Genomic DNA, 20,473 nt, shown 5'->3' on the forward strand with positions numbered 1-20,473 from the left:
ATCACCTTCCTCAGGCGATTGGATACCCATGCCTCATCCGTCTGTGCGCAAGGGCGCCTTCGCGCCGCTGCGAAGAAGTTTCATCACCGTGGTGTGTCTGGCCGCGGCCGTCTTTTCGACGGCGGGAGTCGTTCACGCTGCTCCGGAACAGCCCACTGCCCTCACCATCTATGTCTCACCCCGGGGGCTGGACACTGCGGCTGGCACGGTCGAGCATCCCTTCAAGACGCTGGAACATGCACGGGACTACGTGCGAGAGATGCACACCGACACCTCGGGCGACATCCGTGTACGTCTGATGTCGGGAACCTACCGGCTCAGCCGCACCTTCACGCTGAACGCGGAGGACTCCGGCCACGACGACAGCAAGATCGTATATGAGGCCGCGCCCGGAACCCATCCGGTAATCAGCGGCGGTAAGCAAGTCACCGGCTGGGAAGCCGCCGACTCAGAAGGCCACGTCTATAAGGCCAGGGTGGGCGACGTCGACACCCGCCAGCTCTACGTCGACGGTGCACTGCAGACCCGCGCCCGCAGCAGCAAGAACCCGACCGGGTTCAGCAAGACATCCACCGGCTACACGTTCACCGACAGCAGCCTGGCAGCCTACAAGCACCCCTCCGACCTCGAGGTAGTCAGTTCCTGGGGCTGGAAGCTGATGCGCTGCCCCGTCCAGGCCATCAACGACGACACCATGACCATGCAGCAGCCCTGCTGGCACAACGCCAACCTCCAGCAAGGCCAGGAGATCCAGACCCCCACCTGGCTGGAGAACGCCCGCGAACTGCTGGACACACCGGGCGAGTGGTACCTGGACAAAAGCGAGGGCGAGATCTACTACTGGCCCAAGGCTGACCAGGACCTGTCCACCGCCACCGTAACCATCCCCCTGGTGCAGAACCTGGTCGACCTCAACGGCACCCGGTCCGTGCCCGTGAGCGGCGTAACGTTCCGCGGCATCACCTTCGCCTACTCCACCTGGCTCGCCCCCAGCTCCGCCGACGGACTCGTCGAAGGCCAGGCAGGCTTCCGCATGATCGGCGACAACCCCGACTTCGACTCCACCCGCCTCAAGTGGCAGAAAACTCCCGGCGCCGTCAACGTGTCCTACGGTGACCACATCGCCTTCGAGAACAACACCTTCACCCACCTCGGCGCAGTCGGCCTCAACCTGAACACCGGCAGCCAGAACACCCGCATCACCGGCAACCTCTTCCACGAGATCGCCGCCACCGGCATCCAGATCGGCGGCGTCACAGCGAGCGACGCACACCCTGACGACCCCAGGGACCTCACACGGAACACCACGGTCGACAACAACGCCGTCACCCAGGCCGCCGACCAGTACAACGGATCCGTCGGCATCCTCGCCGGCTACACCGACCACACTGTGATCAGCCACAACAAGGTCCACGACCTGCCCTACAGCGGCATCTCCGTGGGCTGGGGCTGGGGCCTTACCGACCAGGGCGGCAACACCAGCTATCCAGGCAACGCCGGCGTCCCCGTCTGGAACACCCCCACAATCAGCCGCGACAACAAGGTCACCCACAACGAGATCTACGACATCATGCAGTCGCAGTCCGACGGCGGCGCCATCTACACCCTCAGCGCCAATCCCGGCGGTCTGGTCGCCGACAACTACATCCACGACATCCCGGCACCTGCCTACGGCGCCGTCTACCACGACGAAGGCAGCCGCTACTGGACAAACACCAACAACGCATTCTGCGGCGTCGCCTATCAGTGGCTGCTGATGAACCACGCCCTGGACACCCACGCCACCGGCAACTTCACCACTCAGCCCGCCTACACCGCCCAGGGCAACAGCACCAACAGCACCGCCACCAGCAACACCACTGTCGGCGCCTGTGACCAGCTTCCGGCTTCCATCGTCGCCGACGCCGGCCTACAGCCGGGCTATCGGCACCTGGACCCGGGCCCCTCTGTCTCCGACCACCGGGCGCCCGGCCGACCCGGCACGCCGACCGCAACGACCGACTTCCCCACCGTGGCCGACCTGAACTGGCCGGCGGCCACCGACGACACCGGCGTCACCGGCTACGCCGTCTACAGCGACAGCGAACTGATCAGCGCCACAGGCAAGACGTCGGTCCGTATCGCCAGCCTGACGGCGGGCAAGACGTACACCTTCCGTATCACCGCCCGTGACGCCGCAGCCAACGAGTCACAGCTCAGCTATCCCGTCACAATTACCATGCCCACGCGGGCCGATCTGGCTCTGAACAAGCCGACTGTCGCATCATCGACCTATTCCTCCGACCACACCGCCGCCAAGGCAGTGGATGGCGACCTGTCCACCCGCTGGGCCCAGGGCTCGGGCCTGCCCGATCCGTCATGGATCCAGGTAGACCTCGGCTCCCTGTACGACATCGACGGCGCCATCACCGCCTTCGAGAAGTCCAACGGCTACAAGTACCGCATCGACGTGTCGGCCGACGAGGTCCACTGGAAGACGCTAGCGGACCGCACCAACACGGACACCACAGCGATGTTCGACTACGTCCACGCCGTCGCCCCGGTCACCGGCCGCTGGGTGAGGCTGACTGTCACCGGATCCAGCGGCAACGGAGGCAGCATCTACGACCTGCAGGTCTACGGCACCGCCCACGAGGTGACCGACCACGCGGCCCCCATGAGCCCCGGCAAACCCGTCATCACCCCCTTGATGCCTACCGCTGTGGACCTCACCTGGCCAGCCGCCACCGACGACACTGCCGTGACCAGCTACGTCGTCTACCAAGACGGCAAGCGCATCGGCGTCACCGACAACACCACGCTGCGGGTCGTAGACCTGAGCGCACAAACGCAATACGCCTTCACCGTCGTGGCACGCGACGGCTCCCTCAATGCCTCCGAGCCCAGCGAGGCAGCTGTCGTCACCACCCCCTCAGCGGACCAGGACCTGGCACTCCACAAGCAGGTCACCGCCTCGTCCCAATACTCGGACGACTATGCCCCCGACAAGGCCGTGGACGGCGACCCGTCCACCCGCTGGGCACAGGGCTCAGGTCTGCCCGATCCGTCATGGATCCAGGTCGACCTCAGCAAGGAAGCCAGCATCACCGGCGTCGTGACCACATTCGAGAAGTCCGGCGGCTACAAGTACCGCCTCGAGTACTCCGCCGACGGACAGAGCTGGTCCGTGCTTGACGATCACACCGACCTCACCACCATGACGCAGACCAGTTCCTCCGTTGCCGAACATGCCGTCACTGCCCGCTATCTGCGCCTGACCATAACCGACTCCAACTGGAACGGCGGCAGCATCTACGCGCTCCGGGCCTACGGCACCCTCTGACCCCCACGCCGCTCAAGCCTGCACGTCTCCCCCAGAGAACGAAAGCCAGGATGAAGATCACTCATGTCACGGTCCACCGGATCGATGTCCCTGCAGCCAGTCCGCCCTTCCGCTGGCGCGACGGGCTGAGCGGCAGCGCTCCGGTCGGCGACGGCGCCGTCCTGCACCTCGGCACCGACGACGGCGTCGAGGGAGTGGCCCTGTTCGTCCGACCCGGCGCCCACGCAACCCTGACGACGCTCGTCGACCAGGTATTCCGGGAGGAACTCATCGGAGCCGACCCACTGCAACGGGAATGGCTGTGGCACCGGGTGTGGGAACTGGACCGCATCCACGAGCTGCCCCTGCCCGCCCTGGGTCTGATCGACATCGCCCTGTGGGACCTGGCCGGCCGCAGTCTCGGCCAGCCCGTGTGGCGCCTGCTCGGTGGATTCCGTGAATCCATCCCCGCCTACGCCTCCACTTCCACGTTCTCCTCGACCGACGAGTTCCTCGACGTGGCCGACCAGTGCCTGGCCCTGGGCTACCACGGCATCAAACTTCACGCCTGGGGCGACGCCCGCCGCGACGCCGAACTCTCCCACACCCTGCGTGACCACGTCGGCCCGGACGTCCCACTCATGTACGACGGGTCCGCCGGCTTCGACCTCCCCGATGCCATCCGCCTCGGGCGTGCCCTGTCCGAGGCCGACTACCTCTGGTACGAGGAGCCGATGCGGGAGTTCAGTATCTCCTCATACCAACGACTCGCAGAGGCGGTGGACATCCCCCTGCTGGTCGCCGAGACCTCCGACGGCGTGCACATGAACTCCGCGGACTTCATCCGCACTGGCGCCGCCACGTTCGGCGTCCGAGCCGGAACCACCCTGCGTGGCGGCATCACCGGAGCCATGCGCACCGCGCACCTCGCCGACGCCTACCGGCTGCGCGCAGAGGTGCACGGCTCGGACATACCCAACCATCACCTATGCATGGCCATCTCCAACACGACCTACTACGAGTCACTGGTGACCGCCACCGACGTCGTCCGCGAGCGCCACGTGGACGACCAGGGCCTGGTCCACGCCCCGACGGGTCCGGGAATCGCCCTGCCAGTGGACTTCGGCTACAGCGAAGAACTCCTGCCGTTCGTCGAACAGCCTCGCTGACCCCACCAGCGACCACTTGCCCGCCCTCAGACGATCAGCACACCGCTCATCCTTCCGCGCCGTCCGGCACGTGCACGATCAGAAAGGCAAGACAATGAGGTCTTCCACAACTTCGAGAGCCAACCGGCGCCAGCCCCTGCTGCACGCCTGCGTGGCAGCGTTCGTCCTGACGGCGACCACAGTCCTGGCAGGATGCGCCAGCGCCGACACCACCACCGATTCCGCGTCGACCGACAAGCAGTTCAAACCGGTCAAGCAGCAGGCAGGCTCGCAGATCACCGTGTGGGCCGACTCCACCCGGCTGGCGTCTGTGCAGGCGTACCAGAAGTCTCACCCGGACGTGAAGATGAAGGTCGTCACCTACGACGGCGGTGCGGACGGATCGACCTACCTGCAGTCCAAGATGCAGCTCTTCGACCGCACCGGCAGTGGCTGGCCGGACGTCGTGTTCGGCCAGCCCACCGACGTCACCTGGGCATCGCAGTCCACCAAGGCCGGCATCCAGCCCTTCGCGGCCCCCCTCGACGCCAAGCTCGTCCCCGACAGCATCCTCAACGGATTCGCCAAGGGATCCCTCGCGCCATGCGAGTTCAACGGGCACACATACTGCCTGCGCAACGACATCGCCCAGGTAGTGCTCTGGTACAACAAATCCCTCATGGACCGCTGGGGTTACAAAGCCCCCAGCACGTGGCAGCAGTACGAGGCCCTCGGAGAGAAAGTCGCCAAGGACCACCCTGGCTACCTCGTCGGCTCCGTCGGAGACACCAATTCCCACGAGTCGTACTTCTGGTCCGCGCAGTGCCCGGCATTCGACCTGGTCAAGCCCGATACCCTGCGCAGCGCCCTGCAGGATCCCAACTGCACCCGCATGGCCTCGCTGCTGGACAAGCTGATCTCGGCGAAGGCCCTCGCCACCCAGGGCTTCTTCAGCCAGGGCTTCGCCAAGAACAGCGGCAGCAAAGTCCTCATGGCCTACGGCCCCTCCTGGTACGGGCAGTACCTGTTCAAGACCGGCCTGAAGACTCCGGCCAAGCAGATAGCCGCCGCACCCCCAATGACCTGGGAGGGCGAATCCACTGTTAGCACCGGCAACGTCGGCGGTGGCGTGTGGATGGTCTCCTCACACAGCGCGAACCTCAAGGCCTCCACAGATCTCGCCACCTGGCTCACCACCTCCGACGACAACCAAGCGACCGCGCCCACCTACCCGGCCTACACCAAGGCCGCCGAGGCCTGGCTGGCCAATCCGTCCAACAAGGACTACTTCGCCAATGACGTCACCCCAGCCTTCGAGCAGGCGGCGAACGCAGTGTGGACCGGTTGGTCCAACACTCGCTTCTCTGACTCCACCGCCTGGTCCAGCGTCGTACTGCCAGCCCTGACCTCAGGAAAGACCCTGACGAAGACGCTGCCCGCCTGGCAGCAGGAAATCAGCAACGAGGCCGAAGCACACGGCTACAAGGTGGTCAATCAATGACCTTGATGGAGACCGAACGCGTCACCGTCACCCCCCTGCGCTACAGCATCCAGCCGCGGCGCAGGGGCCGCAGCAGCACGGGCTGCCTCTTCGTCGCCGGCTACGCCCTGCTACTGCTCGCCTTCGGTATCTTCCCCACTGGCTACTCCTTCTACCTCGCAACCACCAACGACCGCGGCCAGTTCACCGGGCTCAACCAGTTCGTGAAGGTAGGCCGGGACTACCGCTTCGACCCGGCCTTCACGCACATGCTGATCTACCTGATCCTGTGGCTGATCACGCTGGTCGTGCTGGTCGTACTGAGCGCGGTGGTACTGCGCAGCCGTGTACGGCCCAAGACCTCGGTACTGCTGCGCTTCCTCTACTACCTTCCCGGCGCTCTCTCCGGCGTGGCGAGCGTACTGGTCTGGCTGTTCATGCTAGATCCCGATGTCAGCCCGGTGTCGTGGCTGCTGCACAGCATGGGCCTGGACACCTTCGCAGCCGTCCTGTCACCCGGGAATCTCCCGCTGGTCCTTATGGTGATCGCGTTCTGGACGGGAGCGGGCGGCTGGATGGTCGTCATGTACGGCGCCCTCAACAACATTCCCGACGAGGTGATGGAAGCCGCCCGCATGGACGGCGCGGGCCTCTGGCGCACCGCCTGGCACATCCAGATCCCCATGATCCGGCAATGGATCGCCTACATGACCATCCTCGCGTTCGCAGCTGGCACCCAGCTCTTCGTCGAACCCCAACTGCTTCAGACCGCCAGTCTCGGCAGGGTCAGCCCCACCTGGTCGCCCAACCAGCTCGCCTACGTCTACGCCTTCCAGCAGGGTGACTTCAACGGCGCCGCAGCCATCTCAGTCGTGCTGCTCCTCGTGGGTCTGTCGGCCGCTGGCCTACTGATCACACGCTCGAATCTGTTCAAATTGGACAAAGAATGACAGACATCGCTGCGCCCGGGCGGTCAAAGGGCTCTCGCACCCAGTCCTCCAGAGCCGTCAGCTTCTTGGGCACCGGGCTCATGCTGACCATATTGCTGGTGTTCTTCATACTCCCGGTGATCTGGCTACTCCTCGCCCCGTCGAAGACTGCCGACGAAGTGATCCGCGACAACCCCTTCTCCTTCGGCTCCTTCCACCAGATCGCCATCGCCTGGCGCCACCTGTTCGGATTCCAAGACGCTGTCATGCTCACCTGGCTACGCAATTCGGCTATCTATTCGGCCGGTTCGCTCGCTCTGGTCCTGTGCGTGAGCGTGCCTGCCGGCTACGCACTCGCCCTCACTCGCTTCCGAGGCCGCAAGACACTCCTGGTGAGCACCCTGATCACCATGATCATGCCGCAGGCCACCCTGGTGCTGCCGATCTTCCTGGAACTCAACCGCTTCCACTTGATTGGCACCGTCTGGTCCGTGATCCTGCCCTTCTCGTTCTACCCATTCGGGGTGTACCTCGTATACATATACTTCGGCAGCAGCCTGCCCAGGGACCTGCTGTCCGCTGCTCGGATCGACGGATGCACGGAGTGGCAGCTGTTCTGGCGCATCGCACTGCCACTGGCCAAACCCGTCGTCGGCCTGGTCGCCTTCTTCAGCTTCGTAGGCAACTGGAACAATTTCTTCCTGCCCTATCTGGTCCTGCCGAACAGCGACCAGTTCCCCGTCCAGGTCGGCCTCAACCAACTGCTGACGTCCACCCCCTCGTTCAATCCGGTTGCAGGCGCCGGACTGAACGTGACCATCCCCGAACTCGCGCTCGCCATCGTCCTCGCCATTCTCCCGGTGCTGGTGCTGTTCGTGTTCTCCCAGCGCACCCTCGTGTCCGGGATGCTCGCCGGCGCTACGAAAGAATGAGCGGGACTGGCCCCGCCTTCTCCCCGGTCCGCCGCGCCACTGCAACGCGGTGACGGACGAACCGCACCCCCGCCAAATCGCGTCGGACCCGCGGCAAGCCACCCCGCCGTACTGTTCCCGGCCGCCGGTCGCACCCCCTCCCGACACCGCGAAGAAATTACCGCGGTCCGCTGGGACCGTACCGGGCGCCCTGCATGGCCCCGGCCCACCTCACACTGCAGGAGACCGCGTGTACACCCTCGACCCTCGATACGCCCCCGCGCCGGAGGCCGTCCTCATCACGGGCTGGCAGGACGTCGCCTCTCACATCCCCCGTGCTGGCGCAGTGGTGGCCGTCGACGGGCCTCCCACCGTCGACTGGACAGGACTGCGCGCTCAGTTGGAACAGCAACTGTCCGTACGAGAAACCTGCATCACGTTCCTCGACATGCGCATCCACTACGCCGCGCCGGCCGACGTCCGCCGTCGCACCGAGCGGGCGGAGGATGCCGGCGACCCCTACTTCTGCAAGCTTGCCGAGAATCTTCTCGACGACTGCTTCAACAGCCTTCCCCCAGCAGAGCCACCCCCCGGCGGGGTGCTCATCGTCTACGGGCCCGGTGCCGCCCTGGTGAGGCACGACCTGCTCTGGTACGCCGACGTGCCCAAGCGCTATGCCGAGGGCGCCGCTACCGCCGGACACACCGGCGTGAACCTCGGGCTGCCGCACGAGAGGGCCGATCTGCGACGCCTGTTCTACATCGACTGGCCGATGCTCGACCGGCACCGCGACACGCTCGCCCACCGGTTCGACGCCTGGCTCGACCTGCAGGAACCCGACTACCCGACGATGATCGACGGCGCAGGCCTCAGGGCCACCTGTGCCGCATTGGCCCGGCATCCCGTCCGCACACGCCCGTACTTCAACTCCACTCCCTGGGGCGGTCATTGGGCGCAGCGCAAACTCGGCTTCAACACAAACGCCCGGAACACCGCGCTCGGCTACGAACTGATCGCGCCGGAAGCCGGCGTCCTCGTCGGAACCAGCGCCCACGACCAGGTCGAGGTGCCCTTCCAGCTCCTGTGCGTACTGGAGCCGATGAACATGCTCGGACCCCAGGTGCACGCGCGCTTCGGTACGTCGTTCCCGATCCGCTTCGACTACCTGGACACGGTAGGCGGCGGCAACCTGTCCGTGCACTGCCACCCGAAAGAAACGTACATGCGTGAACGTTTCGGCTGGCCCTACACCCAGCACGAGACGTATTACGTGACACTTGCCGACACCGACGCGAAAGTGTTCCTCGGGCTGCGGGAAGACGCAGATCCCGAGATCTTCCGCAAGCAGGTGCAGGAATCCAGCACAGACGGCGTACACCTGGACCCCGAGGACCATGTGCTCGCCTTCCCCTCCGAGCCGGGACAACTGTTCATGATCCCTGCCGGAACGCCGCACGCCAGTGGTGCCGGCAATCTCGTGCTGGAGATCAGCGCCACTCCTTACCTGTACAGCCTGAGGTTCTACGACTGGCTGCGCCCGGGCGCCAACGGCAAACCTCGCCCTTTGCCGTATGAGCACGGCTTCGCGAACCTCGAGACCGGTCGGCGTGGGACGCGGGTCGCCCGCGATCTGGTGCAGGCACCACGCACCTTGCGCAGCGGCGACGGGTGGCGCGAGGAGGTCATAGGTGCTTTGGAGGAAATGTTCTACGAGGTCAGGCGACATGTGATCGCGGCGGGGGCTGAGGCGACCGACGACACTCAGGAGACCTTCCACATTCTGAACGTGGTGGAAGGAGAGGGCGTAATGATCGAGACAGCGGCAGGAGACCGGCACGAGCTCGCTTACGCGGAAACGCTGACTCTGCCGGCAGCGGTCGGTCACTACACCCTCCGGGCCATCGGCGGCCCGGTACGCGTCGTGAAGGCACTCGTCCGTTGATCCCAGTTCTGGAGATCGGCGGCACTCACGTCACTGCTGCTCTCGTCGACCTCAGGGACGGCGTCGTCTGTCGCGTGCGCAGGCCGCTCAACGCGCAGGGCGACGCCACCGACATCCTCGACGCTCTCAGGGATACCGCCGCATCATTGCCCACTGTGCCAGGGGCACGATGGGGCGTAGCCCTGCCCGGTCCCTTCGACTATGTCCGGGGGGTCGGCCTCTTCACAGGGGTGGGCAAGTTCGATGCCCTCTGCAACGTCAACGTGCGTGCTGCGCTCCTGAAACGGCTGCGGCCGCGGCCCGCTGGCATCGTGTTCGTCAACGACGCGCATGCATTTCTGACCGGGGAGTGGAGGGTAGGCACCGTCCGCGGGCACCGGCGCGCTGCTGGCGTCACTCTCGGCACCGGGGTCGGCTCGGCTTTCATCACCGACGGGCGGATCTGTGAGAACCACCGTGGCATCCCGCCCGAGGGGCGGATCGACTTGACCAAGATCGACGGTCTGCCGTTGGAGGTGACGGTCTCACGCCGCGCGATCATCGCCCGCTACGGTGACCCGGCCGCGGACGTCCGCGACATCGCCGAGCGCGCCCGGGAAGGGGAGGCAAAAGCGCACCATGTCCTGCACGATACGTTCACCCGGCTCGGCGCCGCGCTGGGCCCCTTCCTGGTGAACTTCGGCGCAACGGCCCTGGCAGTGGGGGGAACGATCGCACGCTCCTGGGACCTGGTGTCCCCGGCACTACTGACCGGACTGACGGCCGGAGGCTGGGCAGCGGACGATGCACACGCCTGCGAGAACCGCTCACAACCAGGCGCAGGGAAAATTTTCGGGGAGGACAAAACCCTCCAAGCGCGGCTCGCTTCTTCCGCCAGCCCGCCACGTGGCCTCAATGCCCTGCGGATCGCGCGCGCCGATGAAGACGCTGCGCTGATCGGGGCGGCACATGCGGTGACGCACAACCATCCCGCAGACCAGGGAGTTTGAGGAGACACTGCCCGACCGGGAAAACGTCTCGGTACGCCGATGGCGCCCGTCACGGCAACGGGCGCCATCGGCAACGGTCCTGTTGGGATGGACCTCAGACGAGTTCGGCCCAGTCCAGGGCGGTACAGCAGGTGTCGACGATGAGTCGGGCGACGGTGAGCCCCTTCCAACCTCCCAAGGGCGACTGGGTGTTGGGCGGGCCTGCGGAATGGCGAAGCTCCTGGTAGACGAGTTGTCGATCAAGATCAACCGTCGTTCCAGGAGCTCCGTGTGCTTGTCTACCCGTCGGCCATCGACCTGTCCACCGCGCAGCTGCGTCACCTGAGCCGGGAGCTGGCGGCACGACGTCGGGAGATAGGCAGTCGGTGGCGGCAACTGACTCCCCGGCGCCAGGCCCTGCTGGCCCTGGCCCACCTGCGGTGCGGCGACACCTACGCACAGCTCGCGGCCGGGTTCGGTATCGGGATCGCCACCGTGTACCGCTACATACGCGAGGCGATCGACGTCCTGGCCGCGCTCGCGCCCACGCTCAACGAGGCAATGGTGACGGCCCGTTCGAAGGCGTACGTGATCCTGGACGGCACCGTGCCGCCGATCGACTGGGGCACCTCCCGGCCGAAGGCTGGGGGAGATCGCCGCGGACCGGCCCTACTACTCCGGCAAGAAGCGGCACCACGGCATGAACGTGCAGGTGCTGACCGATCCGTTCGGCCGGCTGCTGTGGGCCTCGCCCGCGCTACCCGGCGCGACACACGACCTGAAGGCGGCCCGCGAGCACGGCATCATCGACGCCCTCGCCGAAGCCGGCCTCAAGTGCTGGGCAGATAAGGCGTATCAGGGCACGGCCCGCAACGTCCGAGTCCCGTTCAAGGGGCGCCGCCTCAAGCGGTGGCAACGACGTCACAACACCACCCATGCCAAGATCAGATGCGTCGGCGAACAGGCGATGGCCACGCTCAAGGGCTGGCGTCTCCTGCGCAAGCTGCGCTGCAGCACCAACCACATCACCGCGATCGTCAAGGCTGTCCTCGCCCTTCACCTCGCGGCCGCATCAGGATGAAAACACCTCAGTGCCATAGGCAGTGCCGTCAGAAGACCCACGGCCCCCGAGCACCAGGACACGTCAGCCATGAGGTGTCAAGCCCGTCCGGGCAACGGTCAATACGATGTGTACCCGTCTGAGGTCTAGCTGGATAGCCAGTTATCTGCTGTCAGACGGGAACCGAAACGGGCCCGGCCAGCTCAGCAACCAGCCCATCGATAACGGGTGCCGCGCGGCCAGGCCTGTTGGTTTGGTTACTCGGTCCGCAGCCCGTCGGGGCGGGCCAACCTCCAGAGCAGGGGGAGGCTGAATAGGAGCATCAACATCGCGATGGCCGCTCCGGAGCCAACGGCGGTGGCCACGACACCCCAGTAGATGTGTTGTTGCACCCCCACCATGGCTTGAAGGGCAAATCCCAGTGCCGAGCCGCCAACGGCGGAAACGGCCAGCCCGAGTGCGAGGGGGATCGCCGTTTGCAGGAGAATCGATCCGCCAAGGGTGACTCGCCGCATACCGATGGCGGTCAAATAGGCCACCAAAGCCCTGCGCTCACGCAGCTGCTCTTGGGTCGAAATGAGCATGCCGATACCGATCAGCACGATCACTCCGGCGGCGCCGGCGAAGATGGCTCGACTGACAGCGTCAAACTTGTGATCAATCTTTGTTGTTTTCAGATCGATGACAGTCGACATTGGATCGGTCACGGCCGCAATCGTACGAACAGTGTCCGACGCCCCGGCCACGGCGGGATCGACCTGGATCAAGAACTCCACGGACGGCTCGTTGAGCAGTCCGATGTCGAATGCCTTCGGTGTAGCGAAGATGCCATAACGCGTCTGGCCGAGCGGGTCCTGACGGGGCGAAGCAGACCGCGCCGCTGAGGGAACGCGGTAGACCACCTTGGTTTTGTCCTCGCCTAGCGTGATTTGCTCACCGGCTTTCGGCTGGAAGGATACGTCCTTGTCGGCCTGGGGGTCAGGCACGATGTACACGTCTCCGTCTGTGCAGTCGGGCACAGAGACGACCTCTCGAAGTGATCGACAGTCTCCAACGGTGAGCCCGACCGACTGCTCGGCATCGCCTACCTGGGCCGACGAATGTTCCGGGACGGCTTGCTCGGTTGTCAGGCCGATGGCCGACGCCACGCCTCGGGTTCGCTGGAAGGTTTCAAGTGTCGAGATGGCTTGATGGCCATCGTGGGGGTAGCTGGTCACCTGCAGCTGTGCTCGTGTGACGTCGTTGGTGGTGCTTTGGGTCGACTGAGTCTGCACTGCGGCAAAAAGCATCTGCAGGGCGATCGCACCGGCCACAGCGGCGGTAATGCCGCCCACCATACGACCGGACGCCCCAGCACCCATCTGTACTCGACGCACTGCCAAATGCCAGGGTATGGAGCCTCCGGACAGGCGGCGTACGGCGGTCTCGACGACCCAGGGAATGATCAGTGTCACGCCGACCAAGAGCAGCGCGGTCCCGGCGATGATTTCCGCCTCGCCGATCGGCTCCTGGGATGCGCCAGTCTTGCCGAAGGACGGAATCAGCAGGCCTGCCCCCACAACAGGAAGGAGGAGCCGCCACCAGACACGCTTGCGAACGGGGGTGGTGTTGCGTACGACCCCGAGCGGATCCACGGTGACACCACGCATTGCGTGCAGTGTGACAAGAACGGCGCTGACCGGTACGAGAACGACGATGAGAACGGTGAAGGCTGCAGCCGGTGTGACGTCGGAGGGGAAGAAGGTGAGATCGAACAGAGTGACCGCGCCCGCGTGGGCGCGCATCTGAACGAACAGCACGCCGCCAAGAACGAGACCCAGAAGAGTCCCGAACAGGGTTTCACCGGCTGCTATGCGCCGGATCATGATGGTGTCCGCTCCTACCAGGCGCAGTGCGGCCAAGCGCCGGTCGCGGCGTTCACCACCGACACGGACCGCGTTAGCAATGAAGATCCCAACGGGCATGAGAAGCGCCACGAAGGCAACGAGGATCAGCAGGGAGAGTGCAGGCCCGTAACCCTCTTCAGCTCCGGAGACACCGATGTGGTCAATGCGCTGAATCTGCGGCGCCTTCGACTCGGCAAGGTCAGCGCGGCCGGCGTAGAAATAGAGCTCGTCTGGTCCGAGAAGGCCGCTTCTACCGATCGTCTCAGCAACGTGGTACGGCAACCGGTCGTGCAGCAGGTGGCCGCGCGGAGAGTCCAACAGGGACTTCAACGCCGGTGAAACAGCCATCTCTCCTGCTCCGGGCACGAAATGCAGCCCGGGAGGGACGGGAGGGTGACCGCTCAGATCGTCGGGCTGCACGAGGTATCCGTCGACCTCCCGTCCGTCGAACTCGGTGGAGATGGCCGCAACCACGAGAGTGTCAGGCCCTTTGCGGACACCGTTGTATGTGCCCGAAAGAGACACTTCCGAAGGATGCCGGGCGTCTCCGCGGCCGTTGTGCGCCTGCAGCATGTGAGGAATCGAGGAGCACAGGAGCAGAAGTGTGACTCCGAGACCTATGCCGAGCGCGGTCAGAGCGTTGCGGAGCCAGCCATCGCGGCCGCCCGATGCTGCCAGCCGCAAGCCCAGAGCAAGGTCTCGCTTCAGGGAGGTGGAACTACTCATGCCTGGAGCTCCCGGCTGTACGTCCGACCGTCCTTGACCTCGATCTCGTGGTCGGCATAAGTCGCCACGGCCGGATCGTGGGTGACCAGGACGACGGCTACCCGACTGTCCCGGGCCGCCTCTGTGAACAGATCCATGACCCGCCTGCCGTTGGCCGAGTCCAGCGCACCAGTGGGCTCATCCGCGAAAATGACACCAGGACGAACGGCCAAAGCCCGTGCTACAGCCACTCGCTGGCCCTGACCACCGGATATCTCACCGGGACGCATCTGGGCCAGGTCCTCGATGTCGAGACGGGCAAGCCACTCCGTTGCCTGCGCCCGGGCTTCGCTTTGCCTGACACCATTCAGCCGCAGAGGCAAGGCGACGTTCTCCCAGCAGTTCAGCTCCGGTACGAGCTGCCCGAACTGGAACACGAAGCCAAATTCGTTTCGCCGAAGGGCGCTGCGTTCGGCATCGTTCATCTTGGTCAAGTCCTGGCCGCGGTAGAGGACCTCACCGGAGTCAGGGGGCACGATGCCTGCCAGACAGTGCAGCAACGTGGATTTACCGGAGCCTGAAGGCCCCATGATGGCGACGACCTCTCCCGCGCTGATGGAGAAGGATGCGTCAGTGAGAGCCGGCGTCAGGCTGTAGCTCTTGTGCAGTTCCTCAGCATGAAGAAGGTATTCGGGCATTTCAAGCCTTTCGCGAACGGAAGACATCCGGCCAAGTGGAGAGAGCCGACTCATCCGTCTTGCTGGACAACGCCCGCAGCCTAGGACCGCCCAAGAGTGAGCAAATGCTCAATTCATGACATACATTCATCCATCAGAGGAGAACGGCCCTTGAGTACCAACAGTTCGGCACCTGAGGGGGAGGCAGACCCTACCTACGGATCCGACCGCATGTGCTTTTCTGAAGCACCACCATCCCCCGTTCGCCTGGAGACACCGCTATCAGCGCCTCGCCCACCGCACAGCACTCATGGCTGACCCGACTGACCACCAGAGCACGGACTCTTCGCAAGGGGGCACGACCCGCTTGGGTAGACATAGCGTTGGGCGCCACAGTCGCAGCTTTTGGCCTGTATGCCGAAGCGTCATCCTGGCCCGCGCGACCCCTCGGTTTCACCGCAGCAGCAGTGGTGCTTCTTGCGGCTATGGCGGTGGGGCTCTATCGCCTCGCGCCAGCTTGTGCCCTCCTGTGTACCTGGCTGTTGAATGTCTTGCAGGCAACATCACGTCATGACGTGATGCTCGTCCAACTCGGCGGTCTGGCCGTAGCCTTCGGCGCCGCCCGATACGGCCGCAGGGTGACGCTCTGGGCCAGCGCGATCTCCATACCAGCATGCACGGCGCTGCTTGATGCCGGCATGATCAGGCGAGGCGGTACCCAAGTTACTGACGTTGTCGTCGTGATGTCGTCAATGTGAGGCCGGTTTCGGCGAGGCATCCGTCGATGAGGTTGCTGCGGTACTGGATCTGGCGGAGACCGCGTCGGAGCGTGCTGATGAGGTGGTCGGGGTCGGTGAAGGCGGTGTTGGCCTGGCTGCTGCGCCGCAGCAAGGACCAGATGCCCTCGACGGGGTTGAGGTCAGGCGCGTAGGCGGGCAGGAAGTAGCAGGTGATCCAGTCGTGGGTGTCGATGAACTCCCGTAATCGGCGGTCTTTGTGGACGTTGAGGTTGTCCCACACGAGCACAATGGGTGCGCCGAGCTGCTGGTGCGCGGTGATGAGCAGGTCGCGGTAGTCGGTCCAGGTGAAACTGCGTCTGCCGCCGTGCTTGTGATCGAGATGCCGCTTGGGCCGGTAGATCAGCCGGGAGCGTTCACCCCGCTTGTAGCAGGCCAGAGCAGCGACGGAGAAGCGGCGCTGGGAGCGTCCCCGGACCCGGATGGCGGGTGTGCGTCCGCGCCGGGCCCAGGTCCGTGTGGTGGGCGGCGTCATCGAGAAGCCGGCTTCGTCTTCGAAGCACAGCCAGGCGTCGAGCGCCGCCACAGACCTTCCACCTGCGGCCAGGCCTCCTTCACCCAGCCCGCCACGACCTCCTCGTTGCGCTCGAGGGCTCGGCGGGCCGGGACCTGGTGACTGAAGCCGTGCCGGTGCAGCATCCGCGCGATCGCCGACAGCGTCATGCTCTTGTGGAACCGACGCCCGATCAGCGTCTTGATCCGCGCCAGCGTCCACGTCTGGTCCGGCCAGCCATGCGCGACCGGCCCCTTGGCCAGCTCCTGCTCGAGCACGGCGAACAGGGCCTCACTCAGCTTGGGCCGCGACACAGGCCCGGCAGAGCGCAGCCCCTCGGCTCCGGCACCGTGCCAGGCCCGGCGCCAACGCTGCACCGAGCGCACGCTCACCCGTAAGTCCTTGGCGACCTCGGCGTTGGAGGCACCCGCAGCGAATCGCTCCGCGGCCTCCAGCCGGATCCGCTCGCGAAACGCCTGCCGTTCAGGCGTCAGCCCACCACCCTGCGGATATCTCACACAACCGGCATACCGCGACGATCACGCATCGTCATCCCCCAACGACATCACGCCGCAAAGATCAGTAGCGGGGCACATACCATTGATAGGCTTGAGAGCCTCACCCCGTCGCTCGGATCGTCGACTGCCATCGTCGTCGGGATGTTGGTGGTGTTCACCCCCTGGACCATCGGCCTGCTCCTCAGGATCAACGAGCGCTATCGCGCACTGGCCGACCGCCAACGCCAAACAGAGGCCGAAGCAGAGTGGGCACGCAATCTTGCCCGTCTCCGCTCGCGACAGACGCAGCTGGCCAACGACGTACACGACGTCGTCGGACATTCGCTTGCTGTCATCATCGCGCAGGCGGACTCTGCCCAAGCACTCAGCGATCACCAAGTCGCTCGCCTGCGCGAAGTCATGGCGAACATCTCCGTCTCTGCACGCCGCTCCCTCAATGACGTCCGGCAGGTGCTTCGCGCCCAACAAACCTCACCGGAGCAAGCCGATGGTCTGCAGCATTCTCCGAGCGACCTCGACAGTCTCATCGAAGGCGTCCGGGCCGCAGGCCACGACGTACGCAGCACCGTCAACGGCCAGACACGACCGCTCACCCCTGAAACAGAGACCATCGCCTACCGAACACTGCAGGAGATGCTCACCAACGCTCTCAAGCACGGCATGAAGACACACGCGATTCATGTACGTCGCGACTGGGAGCAGAACGAACTCCGGCTGACGGTCCGCAACTGCGTGGTCGGGCCTCGACGCCTCAACCCACGCGGCATGGGCCTTTCCGGAATGCAGCAGCGGTTGGACGGCATCGGCGGACACCTCACGGTCGAATCGGTCGACACAGGGGAACCGGAACAGCAGTACACGATCACCGCAGGATTGCCCCTTCGGCAAATGGAGTCCAGCCAGTGAAGTCTCCGATCCGGGTCCTGCTAGCGGACGACCAGGAACTCTTCCGCTCAGGGGTGGCTCTCAGCATCGAATCTCAGGCAGACATGCGCGTTGTCGGTCAGGCGGAAAACGGACTGCAAGCGCTAGAGCTGATCGGTCCAGCAAGGCCCGACATCGTCCTGATGGACCTGCGCATGCCCCACATGGACGGTGTGGAAGCAACTCGCAGGATCTTCGCGCCGGAGATGGCCATGCTCCGTGACCACCCGATGCGTGTCATCGTTCTCACCACTTTTGATCTGGATGATCGGGCGGCGACCGCCATCCGCTACGGCGCGAGCGGATTCCTCCTCAAGGACGCCACTCCGGACTTCCTGCGATCTGCGATCAGGACTGTGCACGCAGGCAATTCCGTGCTCCTGCCCAACGATCTACAAGCACTCTTCCAACAAGGGCTCACCCCACGAACACCACTGCCTGAGGCGTACCTGTCCCTGACAGAGAAGGAACGCGAGATCCTCCGTGCTGTCGCCGAGGGTATGAGCAACTCCGAGATCGCTCGACATGTCTTCCTCAGCGAGTCGACGGTGAAGACCCATGTGAGCGGAATCCTACGCAAGTTGCGCCTGCGAGACCGCGTGCAGATCGTGGTCTTTGCTTATCAGCACGGACTGTGCCGGGCACGTGGCTGACGACACAACCGGTCAGCCTGCTGGGGCACTGGGAGAAGCAGCATCCACGGAGCCAAGCAGACTCGCGTCCCGAAACTGACTGTCAGGATGCGGCGCCGCTGCTGGAACGCAGTCACCCGTGTCCACCGGCGGCCTGAGCCACAACACGGCCCAAAGCCCTGCCGGATCGTCGGCCGACTGCCCGCGCTGAGCGGTGCTGTCGGCTGGCTCAAAGAGCAGGCGTCGTTGGTACCACCGCGCAAAACAGCCCCGCGGCAATCTTCCGAGCGGCCGCGGGGCAATGCCGCAAGCGGGCTCAAGCAGAAGACGAGCTCGACGTGTTCAGGCGGGCTCCGCGTTTTTCAACTCGCCAGTCCGCTGCTCAGGCATTCGGTACAGCCTGGGGAAAATCGAAAATACGATCGGGATCGTAAGTCGACTTGATCTTCTCCAACCGGGGCAGGTTCCTGCCGTAGTAAGCCTGCGCCCACCCCGTCAGTTGTGGGTCGATGTAGTTCTGGTACGCCTGACCGCTTGCATAGCGGCGCATCGACGCCCATGTGTCGTTCAGCCAGGCCTGATGTGGCTCGGACGCAACACCTTCGGGCCAGTTCGCCATGTACTGAGCGAGAAAGAGCCCATTACGGTGGACAAAGGCCGTGGCTGCGGGCCCCACACGATTGATGGCGCCGCCCAGGGCATCCAGGGCTATGGCACAGCTTCCACCAGCAGGCACCGACCGGATGTACCTCTCCACAGAAGCAAGGAGAGCGTCTATGGCGAGATCGCTCAGCGCACGGGTATAAAAGTCCGATCGCGCACCGTAGGACTCCCGAGTGACGCGACCATCAGCACGGCGTCCTGGCAGCCGTCCCGGCAAGTGGCTCTGTGCGACGGTCCATCCCTGCGTGCCGGCCATCACCTGCATGGCCTCCAGATACGGCCGGGTGTGGACCAGGGCAGACCCGGGGCTGGCGCCGACGCTGGCCGTGAGCCGTTCGATAGCGTTTTGTGCGGACAGAGATGACTCCAGGTCGACGATGGTCACGCCGACGCGCGGGCCCTCAGTCGCGTCCGATTGGATGTGCAGACTCGACCAGACGGAGTCATGCGCGACCGGAGCCCAAGCCTGCCAGGCCCGAAGCACACCAGCGGCGCGGCTCCACGGCCAGCTCAAGAAGGCGTAGGACACATCGGGAGCAACGTGAGTGCGAAAGTCGAAACGAGTGGCCACGGCAAAGTTTCCGCCGCCGCCTCCGCGGAGCGCCCAGAACAGGTCGCTGTCGTTGTGAGCATCGACGGTACGAATTCGTCCGTCGGCCGTCACCACTTGCGCCGACATCAAGTTGTCTGACGTGGCTCCGTAGGCGCGGCTGGTGACGCCTATTCCTCCGCCGAGGACAAGGCCTGCGACACCCACGGTCGGGCACGACCCGGCGGGCACCGTCACTCCTTGCTGCGACAGCTGGGCGTAAAGATCGATCAGGCGGACCCCGGAGCCGACGGAGGCGCTCTTCGGCCCGGGCACCACTCGATCAAGGTTACTCACGTCGATGACGAGACCGCTCGAGGTCGACCAGCCGGCGTAGGAGTGACCACCACTACGGACAGTGACAGAAAGTTGGAAGCGGCGCACAAAGGCCAGGCAGGTCGCCACGTCCTGGGGAGAGGAGACATAGGCGACGGCGGCGGGACGTGCCACGTCGTAGCGAGGTTGGAAGCTCTGCCGAGCCTTCTTGTAGAGAGCGTCGCCCGGCCGGATCAACGGGCCGTCCAGATCGCTGGCGAAGGCCGCCCAGTCCGACAGGCGCAATGTCGGAGACCTGCGAGGGCGGGGAAGTGCCGACGGTGAGGAGGTGCCCGCCCGCCGACCAGGCTCCCGTCCACTGACCGCTGTGTGAGGGCCGCAACCGGAGAGGAGCGCGGCGAAGACACCACCAGCAGCTGCTGCTTTGATCAACGTCCTGCGTGGCAGGGGCAGCGTGCCATCGTGTGACGTCGAAGTCTCTGCGGCCATCTCTGCACTGTCCCTTTGCCTCGGAAGGGGGCCGAGAGAATCGCCGCGATGGCCGAACACTCTCGTTATCGCCATGATGCCGCAG

The 20,473-nt window shown here is 65.0% G+C and carries 14 protein-coding genes and 1 pseudogene; 10 read left to right on the plus strand and 5 right to left on the minus strand.

Annotated elements, in window-relative coordinates:
• Positions 1-28 precede the first annotated feature (28 nt).
• The 8 genes and pseudogenes from ACICHK_RS42025 to ACICHK_RS42060 all read left to right on the plus strand — a co-directional run bounded on the left by ACICHK_RS42025 (position 29) and on the right by ACICHK_RS42060 (position 11,760).
• Positions 29-3,322, plus strand: a complete 3,294-nt coding sequence (locus tag ACICHK_RS42025; RefSeq protein ID WP_406841586.1) for a discoidin domain-containing protein — start codon at positions 29-31, stop codon at positions 3,320-3,322.
• Positions 3,323-3,372: 50 nt separating this feature from the next.
• The gene (locus ACICHK_RS42030; RefSeq protein WP_406841587.1) at positions 3,373-4,470 is read left to right on the plus strand and encodes an enolase C-terminal domain-like protein; all 1,098 of its coding nucleotides are present in this window, start codon (positions 3,373-3,375) and stop codon (positions 4,468-4,470) included.
• 94 nt (positions 4,471-4,564) lie between these two features.
• Entirely contained in the window at positions 4,565-5,950 is a 1,386-nt protein-coding gene (locus ACICHK_RS42035; protein ID WP_406841588.1) for an ABC transporter substrate-binding protein, read from the plus strand.
• On the plus strand, positions 5,947-6,879 hold the full coding sequence (locus ACICHK_RS42040) for a carbohydrate ABC transporter permease (protein ID WP_406841589.1): 933 nt from the start codon (positions 5,947-5,949) through the stop codon (positions 6,877-6,879). Before ACICHK_RS42035 ends, ACICHK_RS42040 begins: the two co-directional genes overlap by 4 nt.
• Complete coding sequence (locus tag ACICHK_RS42045; protein WP_406841590.1) at positions 6,876-7,790, plus strand: carbohydrate ABC transporter permease; 915 nt, start codon at positions 6,876-6,878, stop codon at positions 7,788-7,790. The genes ACICHK_RS42040 and ACICHK_RS42045 overlap by 4 nt, the downstream gene beginning before the upstream one ends.
• A gap of 229 nt (positions 7,791-8,019) precedes the next feature.
• The gene (locus tag ACICHK_RS42050) at positions 8,020-9,711 is read left to right on the plus strand and encodes a class I mannose-6-phosphate isomerase (RefSeq protein ID WP_406841591.1); all 1,692 of its coding nucleotides are present in this window, start codon (positions 8,020-8,022) and stop codon (positions 9,709-9,711) included.
• Complete coding sequence (locus ACICHK_RS42055) at positions 9,708-10,700, plus strand: ROK family protein (protein WP_406841592.1); 993 nt, start codon at positions 9,708-9,710, stop codon at positions 10,698-10,700. Before ACICHK_RS42050 ends, ACICHK_RS42055 begins: the two co-directional genes overlap by 4 nt.
• 270 nt (positions 10,701-10,970) lie before the next feature.
• Positions 10,971-11,760 (plus strand): annotated as a pseudogene (locus tag ACICHK_RS42060) (transposase family protein).
• Between the two features lie 236 nt (positions 11,761-11,996).
• Here the strand turns inward: ACICHK_RS42060 and ACICHK_RS42065 are convergent.
• From ACICHK_RS42065 to ACICHK_RS42080, 4 genes are all read right to left on the minus strand, one after another.
• On the minus strand, positions 11,997-14,351 hold the full coding sequence (locus tag ACICHK_RS42065) for an FtsX-like permease family protein (protein WP_406841593.1): 2,355 nt from the start codon (positions 14,349-14,351) through the stop codon (positions 11,997-11,999).
• A complete protein-coding gene (locus tag ACICHK_RS42070; protein ID WP_406841594.1) occupies positions 14,348-15,055 on the minus strand; it encodes an ABC transporter ATP-binding protein in 708 nt (235 codons plus the stop codon). The genes ACICHK_RS42065 and ACICHK_RS42070 overlap by 4 nt, the downstream gene beginning before the upstream one ends.
• A 675-nt stretch (positions 15,056-15,730) precedes the next feature.
• Positions 15,731-16,279 carry a transposase gene (locus ACICHK_RS42075; protein WP_406841911.1) on the minus strand — a complete coding sequence of 183 codons (549 nt, stop codon included), beginning with the start codon at positions 16,277-16,279 and terminating at the stop codon, positions 15,731-15,733.
• Complete coding sequence (locus ACICHK_RS42080) at positions 16,276-16,815, minus strand: winged helix-turn-helix domain-containing protein (RefSeq protein WP_406841595.1); 540 nt, start codon at positions 16,813-16,815, stop codon at positions 16,276-16,278. Before ACICHK_RS42080 ends, ACICHK_RS42075 begins: the two co-directional genes overlap by 4 nt.
• Before the next feature lie 141 nt (positions 16,816-16,956).
• Between ACICHK_RS42080 and ACICHK_RS42085 the strand changes: the two genes are divergently transcribed.
• Together ACICHK_RS42085 and ACICHK_RS42090 are read left to right on the plus strand one after the other, a co-directional pair.
• On the plus strand, positions 16,957-17,721 hold the full coding sequence (locus ACICHK_RS42085; protein ID WP_406841596.1) for a sensor histidine kinase: 765 nt from the start codon (positions 16,957-16,959) through the stop codon (positions 17,719-17,721).
• Complete coding sequence (locus ACICHK_RS42090; protein ID WP_406841597.1) at positions 17,718-18,392, plus strand: response regulator; 675 nt, start codon at positions 17,718-17,720, stop codon at positions 18,390-18,392. The genes ACICHK_RS42085 and ACICHK_RS42090 overlap by 4 nt, the downstream gene beginning before the upstream one ends.
• A gap of 361 nt (positions 18,393-18,753) precedes the next feature.
• Here ACICHK_RS42090 and ACICHK_RS42095 read toward each other — a convergent pair whose 3' ends face one another.
• A complete protein-coding gene (locus ACICHK_RS42095) occupies positions 18,754-20,184 on the minus strand; it encodes an FAD-binding oxidoreductase (protein WP_406841598.1) in 1,431 nt (476 codons plus the stop codon).
• Positions 20,185-20,473: the final 289 nt, after the last annotated feature.

This window comes from Streptomyces sp. AHU1 (assembly GCF_045343905.1).
In the GTDB taxonomy this organism is placed as follows: Bacteria; Actinomycetota; Actinomycetes; order Streptomycetales; family Streptomycetaceae; genus Streptomyces; species Streptomyces triticiradicis.

Coding starts and splice junctions, on each gene's coding strand:
- ACICHK_RS42025 (WP_406841586.1), top strand. CDS start 29: ATGCCTCATCCGTCTGTGCGCAAGGGCGCCTTCGCGCCGCTGCGAAGA.
- ACICHK_RS42030 (WP_406841587.1), top strand. CDS start 3,373: ATGAAGATCACTCATGTCACGGTCCACCGGATCGATGTCCCTGCAGCC.
- ACICHK_RS42035 (WP_406841588.1), top strand. CDS start 4,565: ATGAGGTCTTCCACAACTTCGAGAGCCAACCGGCGCCAGCCCCTGCTG.
- ACICHK_RS42040 (WP_406841589.1), top strand. CDS start 5,947: ATGACCTTGATGGAGACCGAACGCGTCACCGTCACCCCCCTGCGCTAC.
- ACICHK_RS42045 (WP_406841590.1), top strand. CDS start 6,876: ATGACAGACATCGCTGCGCCCGGGCGGTCAAAGGGCTCTCGCACCCAG.
- ACICHK_RS42065 (WP_406841593.1), bottom strand. CDS start 14,351: ATGAGTAGTTCCACCTCCCTGAAGCGAGACCTTGCTCTGGGCTTGCGG.
- ACICHK_RS42070 (WP_406841594.1), bottom strand. CDS start 15,055: ATGTCTTCCGTTCGCGAAAGGCTTGAAATGCCCGAATACCTTCTTCAT.
- ACICHK_RS42075 (WP_406841911.1), bottom strand. CDS start 16,279: ATGACGCCGCCCACCACACGGACCTGGGCCCGGCGCGGACGCACACCC.
- ACICHK_RS42085 (WP_406841596.1), top strand. CDS start 16,957: ATGTTGGTGGTGTTCACCCCCTGGACCATCGGCCTGCTCCTCAGGATC.